The sequence below is a fragment of the Phocaeicola sp. HCN-40430 genome, assembly GCF_037890285.1.
Taxonomy (GTDB): Bacteria; Bacteroidota; Bacteroidia; order Bacteroidales; family Bacteroidaceae; genus Phocaeicola; species Phocaeicola acetigenes.
The window spans coordinates 43894-65181 of sequence record NZ_JBBKBS010000001.1 but is presented as its reverse complement, the minus strand read 5'-3'; the positions used below and the strand labels follow the sequence as shown (position 1 = coordinate 65181).

The 21288-nt window shown below is 39.5% G+C and carries 15 protein-coding genes; 1 reads left to right on the top strand and 14 read right to left on the bottom strand.

The features are described 5' to 3' along the window. The first annotated feature begins 187 nt into the window (after window positions 1-187). Window positions 188-2956, top strand: coding sequence for an excinuclease ABC subunit UvrA (gene uvrA, locus WKU26_RS00250; RefSeq protein ID WP_340320453.1), 2769 nt, complete (start codon window positions 188-190; stop codon window positions 2954-2956). Window positions 2957-2992: 36 nt separating this feature from the next. Here the strand turns inward: uvrA and WKU26_RS00245 are convergent, their stop codons facing one another. The 14 genes from WKU26_RS00245 to WKU26_RS00180 all read right to left on the bottom strand — a co-directional run bounded on the left by WKU26_RS00245 (window position 2993) and on the right by WKU26_RS00180 (window position 21094). After that, window positions 2993-3433: a Fur family transcriptional regulator gene (locus WKU26_RS00245; protein ID WP_340320451.1), complete on the bottom strand. Its 441-nt coding sequence runs from the start codon at window positions 3431-3433 to the stop codon at window positions 2993-2995. A gap of 79 nt (window positions 3434-3512) precedes the next feature. Next, the gene (gene folE / locus WKU26_RS00240; protein WP_178266077.1) at window positions 3513-4106 is read right to left on the bottom strand and encodes a GTP cyclohydrolase I FolE; all 594 of its coding nucleotides are present in this window, start codon (window positions 4104-4106) and stop codon (window positions 3513-3515) included. After that, the gene (locus tag WKU26_RS00235) at window positions 4106-4561 is read right to left on the bottom strand and encodes an SPOR domain-containing protein (RefSeq protein WP_178266076.1); all 456 of its coding nucleotides are present in this window, start codon (window positions 4559-4561) and stop codon (window positions 4106-4108) included. The genes folE and WKU26_RS00235 overlap by 1 nt, the downstream gene beginning before the upstream one ends. 86 nt (window positions 4562-4647) lie before the next feature. After that, window positions 4648-5403, bottom strand: coding sequence for a triose-phosphate isomerase (tpiA, locus tag WKU26_RS00230; protein WP_340320448.1), 756 nt, complete (start codon window positions 5401-5403; stop codon window positions 4648-4650). A gap of 59 nt (window positions 5404-5462) precedes the next feature. Continuing rightward, a complete protein-coding gene (locus WKU26_RS00225; RefSeq protein WP_340320446.1) occupies window positions 5463-6785 on the bottom strand; it encodes a BT_3928 family protein in 1323 nt (440 codons plus the stop codon). Beyond that, on the bottom strand, window positions 6775-7317 hold the full coding sequence (locus WKU26_RS00220; RefSeq protein WP_178266073.1) for a DUF1599 domain-containing protein: 543 nt from the start codon (window positions 7315-7317) through the stop codon (window positions 6775-6777). Before WKU26_RS00220 ends, WKU26_RS00225 begins: the two co-directional genes overlap by 11 nt. A 175-nt stretch (window positions 7318-7492) precedes the next feature. Continuing rightward, window positions 7493-8401 carry a peptidoglycan DD-metalloendopeptidase family protein gene (locus WKU26_RS00215; RefSeq protein WP_340320443.1) on the bottom strand — a complete coding sequence of 303 codons (909 nt, stop codon included), beginning with the start codon at window positions 8399-8401 and terminating at the stop codon, window positions 7493-7495. A 303-nt stretch (window positions 8402-8704) separates the two neighbouring features. Continuing rightward, the gene (locus tag WKU26_RS00210; protein WP_340320441.1) at window positions 8705-9373 is read right to left on the bottom strand and encodes a DUF3256 family protein; all 669 of its coding nucleotides are present in this window, start codon (window positions 9371-9373) and stop codon (window positions 8705-8707) included. A gap of 160 nt (window positions 9374-9533) precedes the next feature. Further along, window positions 9534-12272 (bottom strand): hybrid sensor histidine kinase/response regulator transcription factor, encoded by a 2739-nt coding sequence (locus WKU26_RS00205; RefSeq protein ID WP_408636040.1) that lies wholly within the window; start codon window positions 12270-12272, stop codon window positions 9534-9536. Window positions 12273-12306: 34 nt separating this feature from the next. Then, window positions 12307-13197, bottom strand: coding sequence for a carbohydrate kinase family protein (locus WKU26_RS00200; RefSeq protein ID WP_340320439.1), 891 nt, complete (start codon window positions 13195-13197; stop codon window positions 12307-12309). 31 nt (window positions 13198-13228) lie between these two features. Then, a complete protein-coding gene (locus WKU26_RS00195) occupies window positions 13229-14395 on the bottom strand; it encodes an MFS transporter (protein WP_269876823.1) in 1167 nt (388 codons plus the stop codon). Window positions 14396-14418: 23 nt separating this feature from the next. Continuing rightward, window positions 14419-16608 carry an alpha-galactosidase gene (locus WKU26_RS00190; protein ID WP_340320436.1) on the bottom strand — a complete coding sequence of 730 codons (2190 nt, stop codon included), beginning with the start codon at window positions 16606-16608 and terminating at the stop codon, window positions 14419-14421. A 94-nt stretch (window positions 16609-16702) separates the two neighbouring features. After that, complete coding sequence (locus WKU26_RS00185) at window positions 16703-18580, bottom strand: GH32 C-terminal domain-containing protein (protein WP_340320434.1); 1878 nt, start codon at window positions 18578-18580, stop codon at window positions 16703-16705. Window positions 18581-18688: 108 nt separating this feature from the next. Next, on the bottom strand, window positions 18689-21094 hold the full coding sequence (locus WKU26_RS00180) for a TonB-dependent receptor (protein WP_340320433.1): 2406 nt from the start codon (window positions 21092-21094) through the stop codon (window positions 18689-18691). Between the last annotated feature and the right edge of the window lie 194 nt (window positions 21095-21288).

Genomic DNA, 21288 nt, shown 5'->3' with positions numbered 1-21288 from the left:
TGGCTATACAATCAGCAACGGCGTTTTTACATTCAACGACGCCGATTTTAAAACAATACCTTTCGCTATCTTTCAATAAGACAGAATGCAGCTCGGGATAGCCAAACTGAAAAACTCTGTTTTTCGTTTGTCTCTCCACTCGCCTTTGCGTATCTTTGCATATTGCAATTTATACCATTCTATTAGTATGTCCGACAGTAAATATATATCCATCAAAGGAGCTAAGGTAAACAACCTGAAAAACATTGATGTAGACATTCCAAGAAATAAGCTGGTAGTCATTACAGGACTGTCCGGTTCCGGTAAGTCTTCTCTTGCTTTCGATACCCTGTATGCCGAAGGCCAGCGTCGCTATGTAGAAAGCTTGTCTTCGTATGCCCGCCAGTTCTTGGGACGAATGAGCAAACCGGAATGTGACTTCATCAAAGGGATTCCGCCCGCTATTGCCATCGAACAAAAGGTTATCAGCCGCAATCCCCGTTCAACCGTCGGTACATCGACTGAAATATACGAATACCTGCGTCTGCTTTTTGCCCGCGTAGGACATACTTTCTCGCCTGTAAGCGGACAGGAAGTCAAGAAAGACAGCCCGGAGGATATTGTCAATTGCATGTTATCATACCCTAAAGGTACACGATACACAGTACTGACTCCTATTTGTCCGAGAGAAGGACGTACGATAGCCGAACAGATTGAAATTGACATGAAGCAGGGATTCACCCGACTGGAAGTCAATGGCGAAATGATTCGTATCGACGAATATCAATACAAAGAGGAAGATACTGTATATCTGCTGGTAGACCGCATGAGTTGCGACGACAGCAAAGATGCCGTGAGCCGACTGACCGATTCTGCAGAAACTGCTATGTTCGAAGGTAATGGTGCATGTATGCTACGCTTCTATCCAGCCGAAGAGGAATCCCGTCTGCACCGTTTCAGCACCAAGTTTGAAGCGGACGGTATTACTTTCGAAGAACCCACCGACCAGATGTTCTCGTTCAACTCACCTGTTGGTGCCTGCCCTACCTGCGAAGGATTCGGAAAAGTTATTGGTATAGACGAGCATCTTGTCATCCCCAATCGTGCACTGAGTGTATACGATGGTGCGGTGATGTGCTGGAGAGGAGAAAAAATGGGAGAATGGCTGACAGAGTTTCTACGCGAAGCGCCGGCACACGATTTCCCGATATTTACTCCATACTACGAACTTACTAAAGAACAGAAAGACTATCTGTGGCATGGTCCGAGAGAGAAAGTTTGTATCGACTCTTTCTTCCGTATGCTGGAAGAAAATCAATATAAAATCCAGTATCGTGTAATGCTGGCACGCTATAGAGGAAAAACGGTTTGCCCCGAATGTCAGGGAAGCCGGTTGAAAAAAGAAGCTTTTTATGTAAAAGTAGGCGGACGCTCCATTGCCGAACTGGTAGAGATGCCTATCTACGACTTGAGAGAGTTCTTCCGCACCCTACAGTTGAACGAGCACGATGCGGCTATCGCACGTCGTCTTCTGAATGAAATAAACAACCGTATCAACTTCCTGCTCGATGTAGGATTAGGCTATCTGACACTGAACCGTCTGAGTAACTCACTTTCGGGTGGAGAAAGCCAGCGTATCAACTTGGCTACTTCATTGGGAAGCAGTCTGGTAGGTTCGCTATATATCTTAGACGAACCCAGTATCGGTCTGCACAGCCGTGACACAGACCGCTTGGTAAAAGTATTGCGTCAGCTGCAGGAATTAGGTAATACGGTAGTAGTAGTAGAGCACGATGAAGAAATTATCCGTGCTGCAGACTATATCATCGATATCGGTCCGAAAGCCGGACGTTTGGGAGGTGAAATCGTATACCAGGGTGATATGAAAGACTTGCAGAAAGGAAGTAACAGTTATACGGTGAAATATCTGCTGGGAGAAGAAACCATCGACCGTCCGCTTACACACCGCTCATGGAATAATTACATCGAAATAAAAGGAGCCCGCGAAAACAACCTGAAAGGCATTGATGTACGCTTTCCGCTGAACGTGATGACTGTAGTTACCGGAGTAAGCGGCTCGGGTAAAAGTACACTGGTACGCGATATTTTCTACAAGGCACTGAAAAGAGAGTTCAGCGAAGCCACAGACCGCCCGGGAGAATTTATCTCTATGAAAGGCGATTTGTCGATGATTAAGGACATTGAGTTTGTCGACCAGAACCCTATCGGAAAGTCTTCGCGCAGTAATCCTGTCACTTACATCAAGGCTTACGACGAAATACGTAAACTGTTTGCCGAACAGCCTCTTTCCAAACAAATGGGATATTCAGCCGGTTATTTTTCTTTCAATACCGAAGGCGGACGCTGTGAAGAGTGTAAGGGAGAAGGTACCGTTACTGTAGAAATGCAGTTTATGGCCGACCTTGTACTGGAATGCGAATCGTGCCACGGAAAACGGTTCAAAAATGAAACCCTGGAAGTGTGTTATGAAGGCAAAAACATTTATGATATATTGGAAATGACTGTAAACCAGGCCATCGAGTTCTTTACAGAGCACAAACAGAAGAAGATTATCAAGAAACTTCTTCCACTGCAGGAGGTAGGATTGGGGTACATCAAGCTGGGACAGTCATCGTCTACCCTATCAGGGGGAGAGAATCAGCGTGTAAAACTGGCTTATTTCCTCAGTATAGAAAAGGCTCAGCCTACGATTTTCGTATTCGATGAACCGACTACCGGACTTCATTTCCATGACATCAAGAAATTGCTGGAAGCTTTCGATGCCCTCATCAGCAGAGGACATACAGTCGTTATTATCGAACACAATATGGATGTGATTAAATGTGCCGACTATATTATTGACTTAGGTCCGGAAGGAGGAGACAAGGGAGGCAATCTGGTAATTGCCGGTACTCCAGAAGAAGTAGCACAATGTGGTGCCTCTTATACCGGCCAGTATCTGGCAGAGAAAATGTAAAACAGAATAAGCAAGCAGACCTGATGGAAAGAGAAGTTAATCTTCTGTCGGGTCTGTTTTTTTTATGCAATTGTCACATATACCTTTTATCATATAATTGACACTTTGCATACGAAAATTTTCGGGAAGGCTGATTAATGGAATCTGGATATTCTTAAAACAGAAGGTACGATGACACCATTCGCAATAAAAATGAACATGCATATCTTCGATACTACAAGAATCTTCATTCTCGCATACCTCATATTTGGACGAACCGCTTCCATCTTCCATCTCGTGTACCAGATGATGTGCCAAAAACAAATTCAATGTACGGAAAATAGTCGACTTATCTACAGTAACCAGCTGTGCTTCCAACTCAGACAAAGACAAGGCATACGAACTCTCCATCAGGGTACGCAGTACCAAAATACGCACAGCAGTAGGCTTAATCTGCTTTTTTTCCAAGCGTTGTATATAAAAAGAAACTTCGTTCATCTGACTGACTCTTTTTGCAAAGATAAGGAATATACTATGCAATTCAGTTGCAAACCTGATGGCATAAAAAAAGAGAGGCTTAATAACCTCTCCGAATCAGATTCATAAACTCTTCACGCGTCTTGGCCTGATTGAAAGCTCCGGTAAAATCAGAAGTAGTAGTTACAGAATTCTGCTTTTCTACTCCACGCATCTGCATGCACATATGCTTTGCTTCTACCACTACCATCACTCCCAAAGGGTTCAAGGTTTCCTGTATACATTCCTTTATCTGCAATGTCATACGTTCTTGTACCTGCAGGCGATGCGAAAAGATATCTACCACACGAGCAATCTTGCTTAATCCGGTAATATATCCGTTTGGAATATAAGCTACATGAGCTTTTCCATAGAAAGGAAGCATATGATGCTCGCACATTGAAAAGAAATCAATGTCCTTTACAATTACCATCTGGCGATATTCTTCCTTAAATTTGGCTGCACTCAATACAGCTTTCGGATCAACTTCATATCCTCGAGTCAAAGTCAGCATGGCCTTAGCAACTCGTTCCGGTGTTTTCAACAATCCTTCACGTTCAGGATCTTCTCCCAACAAGGCTAGAATCTCCTTATAATGTGCCATCAGCTTCTGTACCTTTTCCTCAGGAAAACTAAGTAAATTCGTATCAATCATTATTCTAACGAGATATTAATTATTTCCTGCACTATTGCAGCTTCTTTAAACTCTCCACTTGCTTTCAGTTTGCGCATTGCCACATGCGCTTCTTCTATACTTTTAAAATCGCCAACCCGGCAAAGCCAGCGGGGAGACTGAAAATATGTATATACCGGCATATCCGGAAATAATTCTTTCATCTTTTCCGCTACTGCATGTGCTTCATTACGTGCTATACGCGAATTGTTTCCAGCATACACCTGTACACGGAATCCACGTGTTTTCAAAGCCTTCTGAGTACCTGCAGCAGTAGAAGGAACATAACGTAACCCTATCAAAGCCTTAATCTGCGCACTCTGATGAATAGTTACCGTACCTTCTCCGGGACGCTTCTGTTCAAGGCTTTCTACAATAGTCTGAGCACTCAACATGCCTGCCCAAAGAAAGGATATAAAGAATAAGATGTATCTCATCATTACCGGTTTTGTAGATAGTTAATAAAAATCCTCCTTCTTCCTCTTCCCAAAAGAGGAAGAAGGAGGGAAAAAGATTCGGTTAATTATTTAAATGCATCGATAATGCCTTTGAAGTCTTCTACTTTCAAAGCAGCACCACCAATCAAACCACCGTCAACGTCTGGGTTAGCAAACAATTCTTTTGCATTTGAAGGTTTGCAGCTACCACCGTACAAGATAGAAGTATTTTCAGCAACTTCCTGGCCATATTTAGCAGCAACCAAAGAACGGATGTGAGCGTGGATTTCCTGAGCCTGAGCAGGAGTAGCAGTCTTACCTGTACCGATAGCCCAAACTGGTTCGTAAGCCAAGATTACTTTACCGAAATCTTCAGCAGACAAAGAGAATACAGAAGCCAACTGTGCTTCTACAACTTCGTTCTGCTTGTTAGCTTCACGTTCTTCCAAAACTTCACCGATACAGAAGATAGGTTTCAAGTTGTTAGCCAAAGCCAATTTTACTTTTTCTTCCAAAATTTCTACTGTTTCGTGATAGTAAGCACGACGTTCAGAGTGACCCAAGATTACATATTCTGCACCTGTTGAAGCAACCATTTCTGCAGAAACTTCACCAGTATAAGCACCTGAAACTTTGTCTGCACAGTTTTCTGCACCTACACCGATTACAGCTTTGTCAACGATAGGAGTTACAGAAGCCAGGTGGATGAACGGAGTACAGATGATTACGTCGCAGTTAGGTTTGTCTGCAGCCAAAACTGCGTTCAATTCTTTTGCCAAAGCAATACCTTCTTGCAGGTTCTTGTTCATTTTCCAGTTACCTGCTACAATGTTTTTTCTCATTTCGTTTAAATTTTAAAATTAATATATCAAATTGGTTTATTATATACTTTCACTTAAACTTAGTTCGCTTTTTCCTCTTTGCCTTTTTCTTTCTGCTTCATTTTCCGGTTACGATAATTAAGCCAAGCCAGATCAGATAAAGTCAACAGTAAAAGAGGAGCCACAAACCATGCCACAACTTCTACAATTTTATGGGTTACAGTCTTTCTGTTTAACTTTCCTATCGGCAAGTCTTCCAAAGGCGCATTCAGCTGATATTCGTCGGGCAAACAGCCGTCACTCCATTTGTTAATAACCACACCTTTCTTCAGCAACATTAACCCCGGATTAGAACGAATCATAGTCTTCAGTGTGATATCATCCATTAAAGCAAAAGGATATTCTGCTCCAGTATACTCCTGCCACATGGCAATATCTTCATCTGATGAAGCTGTCACACACAGAAAACGGTAACCATGCTCTAAACTGTAATCATATACCTCATTTATCAAATCAATGTTACTGTCGTCAGCCAACGCCAACTGAGGAGCAACCAACAGAAATGTATAGTTTTCATCATCCAATACAATATCAGTCAAATCAGTTCCATCCTCCTGCGATACAATAGAAAAATCATGAATTGGAGGTTCGTATCCTTTTTCTTTTATACGAGTACGCGAATCTACGAAAACCCAAGTAGTGTCTGAAGAAGGGAAGTTGTCAATAGTAAACTCCTTTTCTACTCCATCTTTGGCATAAATAAAAGTCGTTTCGTATGTAGTAGGCTTTTTTCCTTCCGGAATTTCCATTCCTTTTCGTATATCAGCTCCAACATGATAAGGACGAAAATCAAAAACCGGCAACTTACTAATACAGAAGAACGTATAAAATACAATGAATACCGTACTATATAGAGCAACTAACCAATCGACTTTGCCTGTAACCAATCGTAATACCAGCTTTCTCCATTTAAATACAGAAATAGCAGCAACCAGTAGCACAATATTTTTCCAGAAAGTTTCCCAGTTAGTCAGAATAACAGCGTCACCAAAGCAACCACAATCGGAAATAGGATTCTCTATAGCCAGCCATAGTGTCAAAGGAGTCATTACAGACATCAAAAGAAGAACCAGTGAAGAAGCAATTCGACTACGGATTCCAAAAAGAAGATAAACCCCTAGAGCAAATTCAATTACCCCCATGAGCATAGAAGCCAAATAAACCAATGCATCAGGTACAAGATTTACCATGCCCCATGCCTCTAAGTAATCTGTAATCTTGTAAACTGTACCTAAAGGATCATTGGCCTTGACAAAACCGGAAAAAGTAAAGACTAGTGCCAACAGAAACCGGCAAAAATTTGTCCAAACTAAAACAGCTATATGTAAACGCTTATTCTCCAAATTCTATTTTAATCAATCCGAAAACTGAATAATTTATCATATCCATATAATTGGCATCTACACCTTCAGACACCAGCGTAGCTCCACTCAACGATTCAATCTGTTTGGTCCGATATATCTTCATCAGAATTAAATCGGTATATGAAGTGATGCGCATGCTACGCCAAGCTTCATCATAGTCATGATTTTTGGCAAGCATCAACTCTAATGCCTGATTGGCATATTTGTCATACAAATCGAGTGCTTGTTGCTCTGTCAGATCTTCTGTATCCGAATAGCCTAACTCCAACTGAATTAAACCAATAATACCATAATTTACAATAGCAATAAACTCTGAGCGTATGCCTTCGTTAATCAAAGCTACACCTTTCACTTCAATACTACGAATACGATTTGCCTTAATAAAAATCTGATCAGTAACGGACGACGGACGCATAATACGCCATGCAGCCCCATAATCGTGTAATTTCTTGGCAAACAAATCACGGCAAATAGCAATGATATGTTCAAACTGCTGTTTTGTTTCCTTCATAATACGTTCCGAATAGGCAGCAAAGTTACTGTTTTTTCAGCAAAAATTCTCATTTCAAATCGTGAAAATCACAAAACAAAAATGTCATTCTGAAAGAGAAAACATAAGCATTAAGCTTACCTATCATTCAGAATGACATTTTAAAGATGTATACAGATTAATTAATTTCCTTATTTCAAGAGCATCTCAACACTTGACCAATACGCAAAGTTGTAGTTCGTTTAATGCCATTCATCTGACACAAACGATCGATAGATACATGGTACAGACGAGATACTTTACCTAATGTATCTCCCTTACGAATCTTGTGATAACGAATAGCTGATTTTTCCGCTTCTGCAGCTCCCGACTTTCCAGCCTTCACAGCAGCTAAGGCACGTTTACGTTGCCAATCATAACGATTGGCTCCACGAATAAACAAATAATCATCCGCAACAATATCCTGTTTAGGGAAATCGAACATAAATTCCGGATTAATTACCTCACCCAAGAAACGGGTTTCGAAATGCAGATGAGAACCAGTAGAACGTCCGGTATTACCACCCAAACCGATAGGATCACCAGCCTTTACATATTCATTTTCCTTTACCATCTGTTTGGAGAGATGGCCGTAAATGGTTTCCAAACCATTGTCGTGACGGATTACCACATATTTACCATATCCACGACGCTCATACTTCACAATACGCACACGACCATCGAAAGCAGAACGAATCGTATCGCCAATATATACCTTAATATCAAGTCCATTGTGCATACGACGCCAACGAGGGCCACATTTAGAAGTGATTTTGGTATGGGTAGTAGGCATACAAAAGCCTGTCAAATCAATACGGAAACTATCTGGAACCTGAACTGCATTACCATAAGCATGCACACGGTCGTTACTCCAATTAGGATAAAGAGTGTAAGCTGGATATACAGCTTGCTCTGCTTTAATCTGGCGAACCAAAGCCAAAGAATCAACAGCTTTTAATTTTCTGTCAATTGGAGCTTGACGCGCCAGCAAATCTTGTCCTGAGGCATTTAAGCTGACAAAAGCTAAAGCTGCTACAGCGACGGTCTTAATACATTTTAATATCATTCCTCTTATGTTATTTCCCGACCTGTATCTATACTCAGTGAAGCATTGGCCTTTAGAAACTGAAACGTATCGATACAAGCCCACATTATAAAAATTCCATGTAACTATCACGAAAACTTGTTATGTTTCGCAAAAACTGTCTCAAAGATAGTTTTTTTCCATCAGACCGCCACGACGAATTAACTATTTTTTATCTATTTTCAGACCATAACAATGAAGATATGTCAATTCTATGTTTTTAAACATAAGAACGTTTTAAACAATGTATGTATCCCTGCTGATATACATCGCTTTTCTCTAATTTCATTTCTCTGAAACAGATGAATCTTTTCCTGAAAGAACAAATTTTCCTTCTTTCCACTCATACAATAGTGGCATTTCCCTCAAATAAGGAGCCAGTTCTTTTGCTGTTTCTTTATCAAGGTAATCAGGAGTAGTATATACAAAACGTAATGAATTCGTATCCTCCGACAATTCAGCCTTTAACATATACATATCTGCACGCATGCGCAAGTTGCGTACTGAATCAGTTTGAATTTCAGAAAGATCATTTCTATAAAAAGAATCTTCTTCCGGAAGAGTAAGAAAGGCCTCATCCGATAATTTTCTCCAAGACGTATCATAAAAAGAAATATGGCTGTCTGATGTAGGGGCCATATAAGTATGAACTACACAAAGAATCTTTGTCGAATCGTTTAGAGGGAGCAGCTTCATTTCAACTTCACTGGCCAAAGTCATCTTTATTTTCAAATAATCTGCTGTAAGTTTTGTCATTTCAGAGGGTTTACCAAAGCGATTCTTTACCTCAGCCTTCATATTACTGGCAAGGAAATCGCCAAAATCTTCCCTATTAACTTTCGTCAGTAAAAGAGAAAGTGAATCGGGCATAGTAATAAACAAGGACTTGATATCTTGTGCCTGTGTTGTCAATACACAAAGACACATACCAAGAATTAAAAGTATTTTTTTCATGAGAATATTTATTTTTTAATCGAGTCAAAGATACATATTCTACATTTTCCCACCAAATTTACCTGCAGTTCTTGCTTTGACTATACCAACCTGTAAATTATTTACAAAAAGCCTTTTCTATCTTTCAGCAGAAAAGGCTTTATAGTCTCCCCAAAATATCTTATTTCTTACGTTTTAAAAAATCGGTAGGACTTTCACCAAAATAATCTTTGTAGCACTTTGTAAAATAGGAAGGAGAACTAAATCCCACTTCATAAGTAACTTCAGCCACAGTTTTATCGGTAGAAGCCAACAATGCAGCTGCTTTCTTAAGACGGGCAATACGCAACAATTCATTAGGAGCATACCCCGTCAGTGCTTTTGCCTTTCTATACAATTGAACACGGCTCATGCCAATCTTATCTCCTAAATCCTCCACACTCAAATCAGGGTCACTTAAATGCTCATCAATCAACGCACGAAGGCGCTCTACAAATCCTTTATCCAATTCTGCTATAGGTTCTTTCCGAAGAGTCATCTTATCGGAAAAGAAACTCTGCAAACGACGTCTGTTATCAATTAAATTCCGCAAACGAACCTGGAGTAAACGTGCACTAAAAGGTTTTAAAATATAAGAGTCCGCACCACACTCATATCCTTTTACTTTCTGTTCATCCATTGTATAAGCAGTCAGCATCATGACAGGAATATGTGATGTCTGCAACTCAGACTTTAACTTACGACAGCACTCCATTCCATCCATTACAGGCATCATTACATCACAAATAATTGCATCAGGAACATATTTCATAGCCAAAAGTAATCCTTCCTGCCCATTGGATGCTTCTATGACAGTATACGTTTCTTGCAGAAGAATCTTCACATAATCTCTAACATCCTGATTATCATCAATTACCAGTACTGTTTCTTTATCACTGCATTCTACCGGCTCTGATACTGTTTGAAGCGTTTCCTGATCAGCAGAAAGCACAGCTCCTTCCTGAAGATTTTCTAGGACTATATTTCTTTCCACGTTATCATTTAAAACGCCTTGCTGTTCCATTGGCATGTCGATGGTAAAAATAGTACCCTTACCTTCTGCGCTGTCTACAGTAATACTGCCCCCATGCATTTCTACAAAAGCTTTTACCAAAGCAAGTCCAATACCCGACCCTGCATGATGTACATCTACCTGATAAAAACTTTTAAAAATATGCTGTACATGTTCAGCAGGCATACCAATGCCTGTATCTGAGACCCTATAACACAGCCATCTATTATTGTCCCGTTTGTAAACTGCAATCGAAACTTCTATCTTTCCATTTTCTGGAGTAAACTTAAATGCATTCGATAGAAGATTATAAGTAATACGTTCCATTTTTTCAGCATCAGCAATCATCACACAATCTTCTTTTTCAGTCTCAACTGACACGATAAAATGTATATGCTTACGATAAGACAAGGTACGAAAAGCCTCTGTCCATTCTTTTATGGTTTCAGCTATATTAAATTTAGAAAGAGTCAAGTCCAACTTTCCATTTTCAAACTTACGAAAATCCAGAATCTGATTAATCAGACGAAGTAATACAGTTACATTTTTCTGTACAATACGTAAAAGAAAGCGCTCATGTTCACCCAAGTTACCCGTTTCTACCAATTGATTAACAGGATCTGCAATCAACGTTAATGGAGTTCGGAAATCGTGTGAGACATTGGTAAAAAAAGCCAATTTAGCATGAGTAGCCTGTTCTAATTGCTCAGACAAATCCACCAACTGATCACGCTGTTCTTCCAAGCGTCGTTTCTGGTCGGAAAGTTCTTCATTCATTCTATTCTTCGTCCAAAAAGCACGTACCACAAAGAAAAGCAACAAGCCAACCAATATCAAAATAATAATACAAGCATACAACAACATCTGTTGTGAAGAATAACGCATCAAGTATGCATCAAGCCGTTTATCAAGTACCTCTATTTTCGAATCCAGCTGGCTGATGTGTGCAGTCTGCATTTGCATAATACGGGCATTTGCCCGATTGACAAGAGCAGTAGAAAGAATTGTCTCACGATTATATTTTTTCTTCTGCAAAATATTCATAGCAACCTCGAATACTTTATCCCCTCCAGTCGGATAAATAAAGGTTGCATCCAATTGCCCATTAATCACTTGCTCCACACCATGTCCTTCTCCTGCTAACGCATCAATGCCGACAAAAAGCATTTCCTTTTGTCGGCCTTTTTCCAAAGCTGCTTCATAAGCACCTTCTGCCATCCGGTCGTTATGAGAAACAACCATATCAATATGTGAATGGCAATTAAGAATAGAATCAAAAGCCTCTTTTGCCGACACTCGGAGCCAAGCAGCATCGGCAGAGGCTACAATTTTAATATCTGGAGTTTTTTTTAAAGCCGCCATTATCCCTCGATGGCGCTCCAAAGCTGATGTAGACCCATGTAATCCGGCTATTTCTACCAATTGTCCTTTTCCATGAAGTCTCTCAGCTATATAATTACCTACCTGAAAACCTATTTCATAATTGTCTGCTCCCACGTATGCCGTATATTTATCGGAATAAATTCTACGATCGACCAAAACAACAGGAATACCTTTATCATATGCCTTTTCAATAACCGGAGTTATGGCCTCAGCTTCGTTGGGAGAGACAATCAATAAATCAACACCTTTATCTATAAAGTCTTCTACATCTGCAATTTGTTTAGCATTATCATCCTTTGCGGTACAAATATCCACTTTCACTCCCGGATAAAACAAAGCTTCACGCTTTATTTCCTTGTTCATCTGTTCACGCCATTCATCATCGCTACACTGAGAAACACCTATTATATAATGTGCTTTTTGCGGAGTACATCCCCAGCACATCCATATACATCCGAAAATAAAAGCTAACAAAGAATATTTCATACCATTTTCATTCATGATAACACTGTTTCTACCTTCATTTTACCACACGATTTCTCAACTCCTGTGGCAACACGGGCATAGCACCGTTTTGGGTGCATACATAAGCAGACGTTTCTACAGCCAATTTATGAGCTTCTGTTACCGACAAACCTTGTAAAACAGAAGATACAAATGCTGCAGTAAACGAATCACCAGCTCCAACTGTATCGGCAACTTCTACTTTCGGAGTTTCTACAAAAGATACATGTCCTGGAGTAAAGACATAACTTCCGTTTACTCCACAAGTAAGGATCAGCATCTTAAGATTATATTTGGCCAACAATATCCAGCATTTGTCCTGAAGATCAATTCCAGGATAACCAAACATCCGGCTTACAGTAACCAGTTCTTCATCATTTATCTTCAATACATTACATTTCTCAAATGAATTGCAGAGAATCTCCTTGGTATAAAATCCCTGACGAAGATTGATATCAAAAATCTTCCAAGTATCTTCTGAAGGCATTGCATCAAGAAAACGATTAATGGTTTCACGTGATACAACACTACGCTGTGCCAAAGAGCCGAAACAAACAGCTTTTGTACATTGAGCCAAACCTTCTAAAGCAGGAGTATAAGGAATATTGTCCCAAGCCACTCCTTCTTTTATATCATAACAAGGAACTCCTTCCGCATCCAACTCTACCTGTACAGTGCCAGTAGGATATGGTACAACTTCTACCATTGCGCTAAGTTTCTTTTCACGGAAATTCTCCAAAATCTCCATGCCCAATTTATCATCTCCCACTGCACTTACTACCCGGCTCTCCAATCCGAATTGAGACACATGATACGCAAAATTAGCGGGAGCTCCACCTATTTTTTCCCCTTCTGGAAGCACATCCCACAATGCTTCTCCCATTCCTACGACGATTGTATTTTCCATATCTTGAATTCTATATAATCAAAGTTATATATTACTTTTTAATTTTCCATGTATAAAGGAGTAAATAAATCACTCCGACCATCATCACAGCTACTGCTCCATTCTGTCCTATGGCATCACTGGCAAATCCCATGAACAAAGGGAAAACAGTACCACCAAACAATCCCATAATCATCAAACCTGAAATTTCATTTCTTTTTTCAGGAACAGCCAATAAAGCTTGTGAAAAAACAATTGAAAAGATATTTGAGTTACCAAAACCAATCAATGCAATTGCCGCATAAATCACATATAGTTCATGAGATATAAACAACCCAATCATAGCTATCAACATACAGCATACGCTAAGAATAAAGAAAGAACGAGCAGATACTTTCTGTAAGACAATAGCTCCTGAAAAACATCCCAGTGTACGGAATATAAAATATAGACTGGTAGCGAATCCAGCTTCACCAAGTGACATTTCCAGACGTTCCATCAAAATTTTTGGAGCAGTTGTATTAGTGCCGACGTCAATTCCTACATGACACATAATGCCCAAAAAGCAAAGCAAAATAAACGGACGGCCCAATAATTTCAAGCAATCTCCAAACCCAGATGCTTGATCAGCTTTCTCTTCTTCAATCGGAGTTGCCCCCAGCCACAGTATAGCAATTACAGCTATAACCATATAAACAGGGAACAGGACTCTCCATCCCAATCCAAATGTAGGCATAGCCTGAGTAGCCCCCCACATCGCAATATAAGGTGCCAAGAAAGATGCAATAGCCTTTACAAACTGGCCAAAAGTCAAAGAACTTGCCAATTTATCTCCCGATATGATATTACTCAACAGCGGATTCAAAGAAGTTTGCATCAAAGCATTTCCTATTCCCAGTAAAGAAAAAGAACAAAGCATAATACCATAACTATCACCAAACACCGGAATAAGCAAGGATACAAAAGTTACAACCAAACTAAGTAGAACTGTTTTCTTACGCCCTATTTTATTCATCAGCAATCCAGTAGGAACTGAAAAAATAAGGAACCAGAAAAACACTAATGACGGAAAAATATTTGCTTCCGAATCACTCAGATTCAAATCCGCTTTTACATAATTTGATGCTATACCTACCAAATCTACAAAGCCCATTGCAAAGAAGCAGAGCATCAAAGGTATTAATTTAGCATACTTCAATTGTTGATTCATTGTTGTCATCACTATTAACTTTATAATTTATATTACATTTGTTCTGAAAATTCGATTACGCAACTTTGCAAAGACTTGTCTCCAAATACTTCCAGACCTACTTTCATTAAATAATCTCCAGAAACAACCTGATTATTCATCTTTAATACAGATTGGCAACCAGGCATCAGATTAATTTCTTCGACTTTATACATTTTATCAGGATTCAATCCCTGTACTTTAACTGGAAATACTTTTTCTTTAAAACGAGGATAAATATCATATGCAAACAATACAGCTTTTCGTCTATCTTCGCTGACATAGTTCACAGCCATGTGTGCACTCTTATAAGGAGAAACCAAACGATACTGTTTACCATCAAGTATAACAGAAGACAAACGTTTCCAATTGCTTATTGCAGTCTTACAATAAAGCAGCTCATCTTCCGACAAATCTTTCAGACCAATATCAAAACCTAATTTACACATAGAGGCCACATCGGTACGGAATTTTACAGAAGCATTCTTATTCCAGCTTGTTACATGTGCACACATTGCCTTAGCCGGGAAGAAATGAGAGAATCCCCACTGAATATAAATACGTTCTACCGGATCTGTATTATCACTACACCAAAACTCTGTAAAATATTTCAATGCTTCATAGTCACAACGAGCTCCACCTCCCGAGCACAGCATCAAAGGCAATTGAGGATATTTTGCAGATACACGCTTCATGACATTATATACCCCACGCACATGATCGATATAAAGACGTCCTTGCTTATTCTTCAAATAAGGTGAATAAATATTGGTTATCGGACTATTGCAATCCCATTTAAAATAAGCAAGTCCTGCATTCTCTTCCATCAGTTTTTCGACAACCGAATATACATAATCTTGTACCTGAGGATTACTCATATCAAGAACCAGCTGATTACGATAATAATAAGTTTCACGATTAGGATAACGGATAGCCCAATCCGGATGTTTTTCCATCAGTTCACTTTGAGGATTTATCATTTCAGGTTCTATCCAAATACCAAACTCTACTCCCGCTTCTTTAGCGTAACGTATTAGCGCCGGAACACCTCCCGGAAGTTTCTGACGGTTAGCTTCCCAGTCGCCAAGACCTGCATTGTCACTATTACGCGGATATTTGTTGCCAAACCATCCGTCATCAAGCAAGAACATGTCAACCCCCAAATCTTTCGCTTCTTTCATCAGTTCAGCCAATGTAGGTTCATCAAAGTTGAACGCAGTATTTTCCCAGTTGTTCAGCAAAGTCATACGTGTACCTTTACCATCTTTCAACTGATAGTTTCGTGCCCACTGCTGAAAATTTCGGCTTCCTTCTCCTGTACCCTTGCTCAATGTAAAAATAAACTCAGGAGTAGTAAAAATCTCATTTTTCTGCAACTCATATACCGATGCATATGGATTAATAGAAGGAATTACACGTAAGTTACCTACATTATCCACCTCAAAAGTAAATCGGAAATTACCGGTCCATCCAATTGTTCCCATCAATACATCTCCATCCTTTTCCTCCACCGGTTTTCCCAGTCCTACCATGAAAAAAGGCTGAACATGCATAGCGGCTCTACTTCCCAATTTTGTATCTATTACTTTTTTGCCAAATTGCAATTGCTGGCTGCTCATCTGTACTTCTTTTGCCCAGTCGCCACTAAACTCTGTCAGATAATAAGAAGGACTACTAAAGTAAAGAATCGTTGAAGCATAACGGGATAACAACAACGGTTTCTTTTCCTGATGTTTTATTTCGCTCCAAGTTTTAATGACATTTTCCTCCGGATAGGCTACATAATGAAGTGTCACTTCTACCGGATACTTATCATCACGAAGCAGAATATCTGTTTGAGTTCCTCCTGGCACCTGTTTTACCGAAGAAGACACATAATATAGCCATGCAGAAGGATTACCGTCTGCATGCATCATACTCCAGGCAGGTTCAAAAAAATCTTCATTTCCAGAGGTACTGCACACCTCCCATCCACGTTCTACAACGCTTGCATCAGATGCCGGGTGTACTCGCCATTCTAAATGCTCCAAATCGGATTCATTACGCAATTTCTCACCTAAATAAGACTGATATACTCTTCCATTCGGAGCTACTTGAAGTATCAAATCGGTTTGATTGGTAGAAATACGAATCAGTTGCTTTTCTGCAGCATACATCTGTAAGCTCATTAAAGCAGCAAAAACTAAAGTAAAAATATATTTCATGGTTCAGATTAATATATAATGAAGAATATGTGTTTCGGTAAAACAAATTCAGGTTTTAATAAAAACCTGAATTTGTAAAAGTTGAAGAATGTTTTTACATTCCCAATTTATAGATTTTCATATTACTAAATTCTGCTTCACCTCCTTCTGTATAGAAACGTAAAGTATCATACGGTTTGGTTGGGAAAACTAAATTAGTCATTGCAATACGTCCGCCATCTACAAAAATCTCAATGGAACATTTATCTACAAAAATATCCAAATGATAGGTCTTATCTTCACAGAGAGAAAGTGGTGCCCATGTACCTAAGGCAAAATCATTCTGATAGTTCACAGACAATGTTTTACGGTAATTGCCTGTTTCTTTTGCATGAACATCAAATTTTCCATTTCGTTTCAAGTCAACAATACCACTTTCTGTACGGTCCATCACCAGACGGCCTTCTTTCATATCCAAATAGATCTTTGATTTTTCTCCTTTTTCATTCATCAAATCAAAGCCTACCAAACGTGCATTACCCGGAGTTACATCCATTTCCAGTTCATAAGCTCCTTCCATCTTTGAAAAGACAGTATCCATCTCCAATTCACCTTTTACAGTAAAGTTTTCTATCGGACGTGCATCTTTTCTCAAACTCTGAGCTTCTTTCACAACATTAGCAGCCATATAGATTTGTCCATCTTTTGTATAAAGAGACAGTTCACGCGGCAAAGCATTTGCTCCACGATACTGTTTGATAGGAGTAATATTGGCATACTGCCAGTTGCTCATCCAAGGTACAGCAATCACTCTATCGCCTGTGTTTGAGAAACAAACTGTAGCATAGTGGTCTTTTCCATAGTCCAGCCACTTCACAACCTCAGGTTTGGTATCACATTTAAATTCTTTACCATCAAATTCACCTACAAAATATTCGGTAGCACTTCCTCCAAACATACATCCTGGATTGATATTGACAATCATCACCCATTTCTTATTTTCCGGATTGCCGTCTACAGCCAACTGTACAAAATCGGGGCATTCAAACTGATTAGGCTGTGCACCATATCCTTTTCCAAATCCACTTAAGAACTCCCATTCTTTCAAGTTGGAAGAAGAATAGAAACGCATTTCTTTATCGGCAGATACAATCATATACCATTTCTGTGCCGGTTCATACCAGAATACTTTAGGATCACGGAAATCTTTCAAGCCATCAAAAGGAGTCAATATCGGATTCTTTTCGTACTTAGTAAACGTACGCCCGTTATCGTTGCTATATGCCATACACTGAATCTGTCCGTGTTCATCGCTTGCAGATGTATAAAAAGCAATCATAGCATCTTTTCCATATCCAGCACTGTTACGATGATCGACAATAGAGCTACCTGAAAAAATATGTCCCAATGTATCGCGTGCAATAGCTGGTTTCAAATGTTCCCAATGAATCAAATCCTTACTTACCGAATGTCCCCAATGCATATTTCCCCATCTGGAACCATAAGGATTATACTGGAAATACAAATGATATTCTCCATCTTTATATACTAACCCGTTTGCATCATTCATCCAGCCATACTGAGGAGTATGATGATACACCGGTCTATAATAATCGGTATTAGTCACATCGAAGGTATCAGACAATTGAATATTCTTCCAGCATACAGCCTGAGAAGAAACCTTGTCGACAGTAACAGTCACTTCCTTTACATTCTGAGGAAGTTCAAACGGTACATAATATTCTATACTATCCACAGCCAAGCGGATATCCATTGCTACATCAGCCGGGCTTCCGGTATTCAGTTTCACTTTACCCTCACCACTTGACTCCTGCACCGGAAGTAACAAATATTTTGAAGGATTAGAAACACGGATCACAGTCAAAGAATCGCCTTGACGTTCCAACACCAAATTTCCTTTATCCGATTGGCAAGCAGTCATACCACACAACAGTGCCTGCGCTATAACTAAACTAAAGAAAGTACGTTTCATAGTATATATTCTATATGCTTTTAAAGATATCTGTTTTTATTTTCATTCAATAACGTTTTACAAGAATTCCAACCTGTTTTTACATAACAATCTATCTACCTTCAAACTTTAAAATTTAATCTGGGCAGAGAATTCGACAGTAAACGGACGGATATAACTACCAGCCATTACAGTATTGGCATACTGTCCTGCTTCCTCTTTTGTTACCAATTCAGCACCTGCTATACTTCCCTTCGCACCAGTCTGATTCAAGAAGTTGATTACAGTACATCCCAAAGAAAATTTCTTATTGACCTGCCAGTTCAAACCACCAAAGGTTTCCCAACGTCCGTTGAAATAATAAGCATCGTTGATATTAGCATAAGTCTTGCTGAAATAGCGGAAGCTAGTCCATATCTTCAAATCGTCAGTAATCATATAACTAGGATCGATTTCAACAATTACTTGAGGAATTTCTGCTACGATATTTCCAGTTGCATTAATCTGTCCGACATAACCATCAGAGAACTTCACAGAAGTTTCATACTTCTTGTATGTAGGTTTCTGGTAAGTAAACAAGAAGTGCAAATTGAAGCCTTTAAACGGAGTAGCTACCACATCGGTTGTCCAACCCAATGTCTTGATGTCGTAATTAAGCGGAGCAGCCAAAATCTCATTCACACCATTTACTGCATGCTGCAAATTCAATGTAGAATTATTGTTGGTCTTAGAAATATAAGAGAACAAAGAAGTCAGACTCAACCAGTCGTTATTGAAATAGATTCCGGCACGTCCCAATGGTACAGAAATCTTATCTGTATTAGGTAAAGTAGCAGGAGCAAAATTTTCAATACGAGGATGCTGAGTAATATAGGTAAAGTCTCCGGTTAAACCGAATTTGTTAGTCAGCTTATAAGTAGCAGCAGCACTCAAAGCATAGTTAAACCAATCGTAGCTCATTGGAGCAGGTTCAACTTTTACAGCTCCCGAAGTGCCAGCTGCACCAGCCATATATCCGGTCTGATTACCATCTACATCATATACAGGAACAGCAGTTGCTCCAAGATAATAGTTGGCAAAACGTCCGATATAGTCACCATTGGCATTTTTTACTGCGGCATTGTTTCCACGAAGTGCCTGATACTCCAGACGTGCACCATAATACAAGTTCAATCTGTCTGTTATATCCCAGTCATGAGTAAAATAAACAGCCAATTTATTTTCATGACCTTTATAATATTCTGAAGCATTCTTATTGAAATCATAATAATATCCGTTTCCTCCGTAAATACGTCCTTCAGCTGTTGCATATGCAGGATTATACAAACGTACCGGATAGCTTCCGTCAGCAGGAACCGACTGGTCATACATTGTAGTATTAGATGCATAATCAATATCATAATACCATTCATTCAATCCTAAACGCCAAGTACCGTTAGACAATTTACGGGACAATTCTGTTGTAAACATAAACTCATCAATGAATCCACGGTTCAAGCAAGACATTCGGCTTTGTACATATTCACCTTGATACGGCATCATGCTTCCATCTGCAGCTTCATACTGGTAAGCAATAGAACTGTCTGTACGACGCTTCAGCTCCATCGGAGTCTGGTATACACACGAACCTGTTGCATGGTCATACTTCATCATTACTTTCCAAGCCAGTCCATTATCCCATTTATAGTTATTCATCAATAACCATTCACTTCCTTTATTCTGTACCGCATCGTAAAGTGTTGTTTTCTGCAATTCACCTGTACGCATATCACGATACATCATTTCATTGTCTACCGGAAGATAAGAAGTGGTTCCCAGGGCAAAACCGCCAAACTCTTTTACACTACCATCACCTACATATACAAACGGAGCAGACTGTGTAGCATACATGTATACCGGATGGCTGTTGCTATAATGATACATGGCTGTAAATTCACCACGGTTTTCATGATAACGCTTAGTCAGCGCAAATTTATAAATCTGTGTACGGTCTTGAAATGGAGTAGACTTAATTTTAAATGTTCCCGGATCAAAGTCCTGATATGCACTACCACTATAATACCAGTCCTTTGCAATTTCTCCATTGAGGTTAAGAGAAAACTCTTGCATACCAAAGTGATTGGTCTTATAATTTAAAGTACCATGAAATCCTTTTTCTCCAAGCTGAGTAAAAGAATTGACAGCATAACCAATATTACCTGTAGTAATGGCTGTTTCCGAAATTTTCAAAAGTCCTACGTGACTCAAGCTAGCATCAGCACGCCACAGAGAGTTTACGCTGTGAGGATTGGTTGCATAAGTAACAGGCATACCATTCTCCAGCACATTGACATCGGCAGAAGGAAGACCAATCTGAATCTCACGAGGACCGTTAGCACTAGCTGCATTCAACATCACATTTCGGTTTCCCTCTTCTTTAGAACTACTATTGTTTGATGATTTCTTTTCCTGTGCATATCCATTTGCACAAGCCACGGCGAGTAGTAACACGACTGCTCCCATACGATTGCATAACTGTTTCTTTTCAGTCTTCATAGCATTAAATACTTAGTATGAAAGATTTGTTTTTATCGACAGCAAAAGTAGGGAAGGGAATAGTTAAAGGGCATAAAAAATGTTTCATCCTCTTGCAAACCTGTTACATGAAACAAGTTTGCAAGAGGATGAAACATTTTTATCAACAGTGTTAAATTCCTATATCATAACAGTTTACGCCCTATTCTTTCACT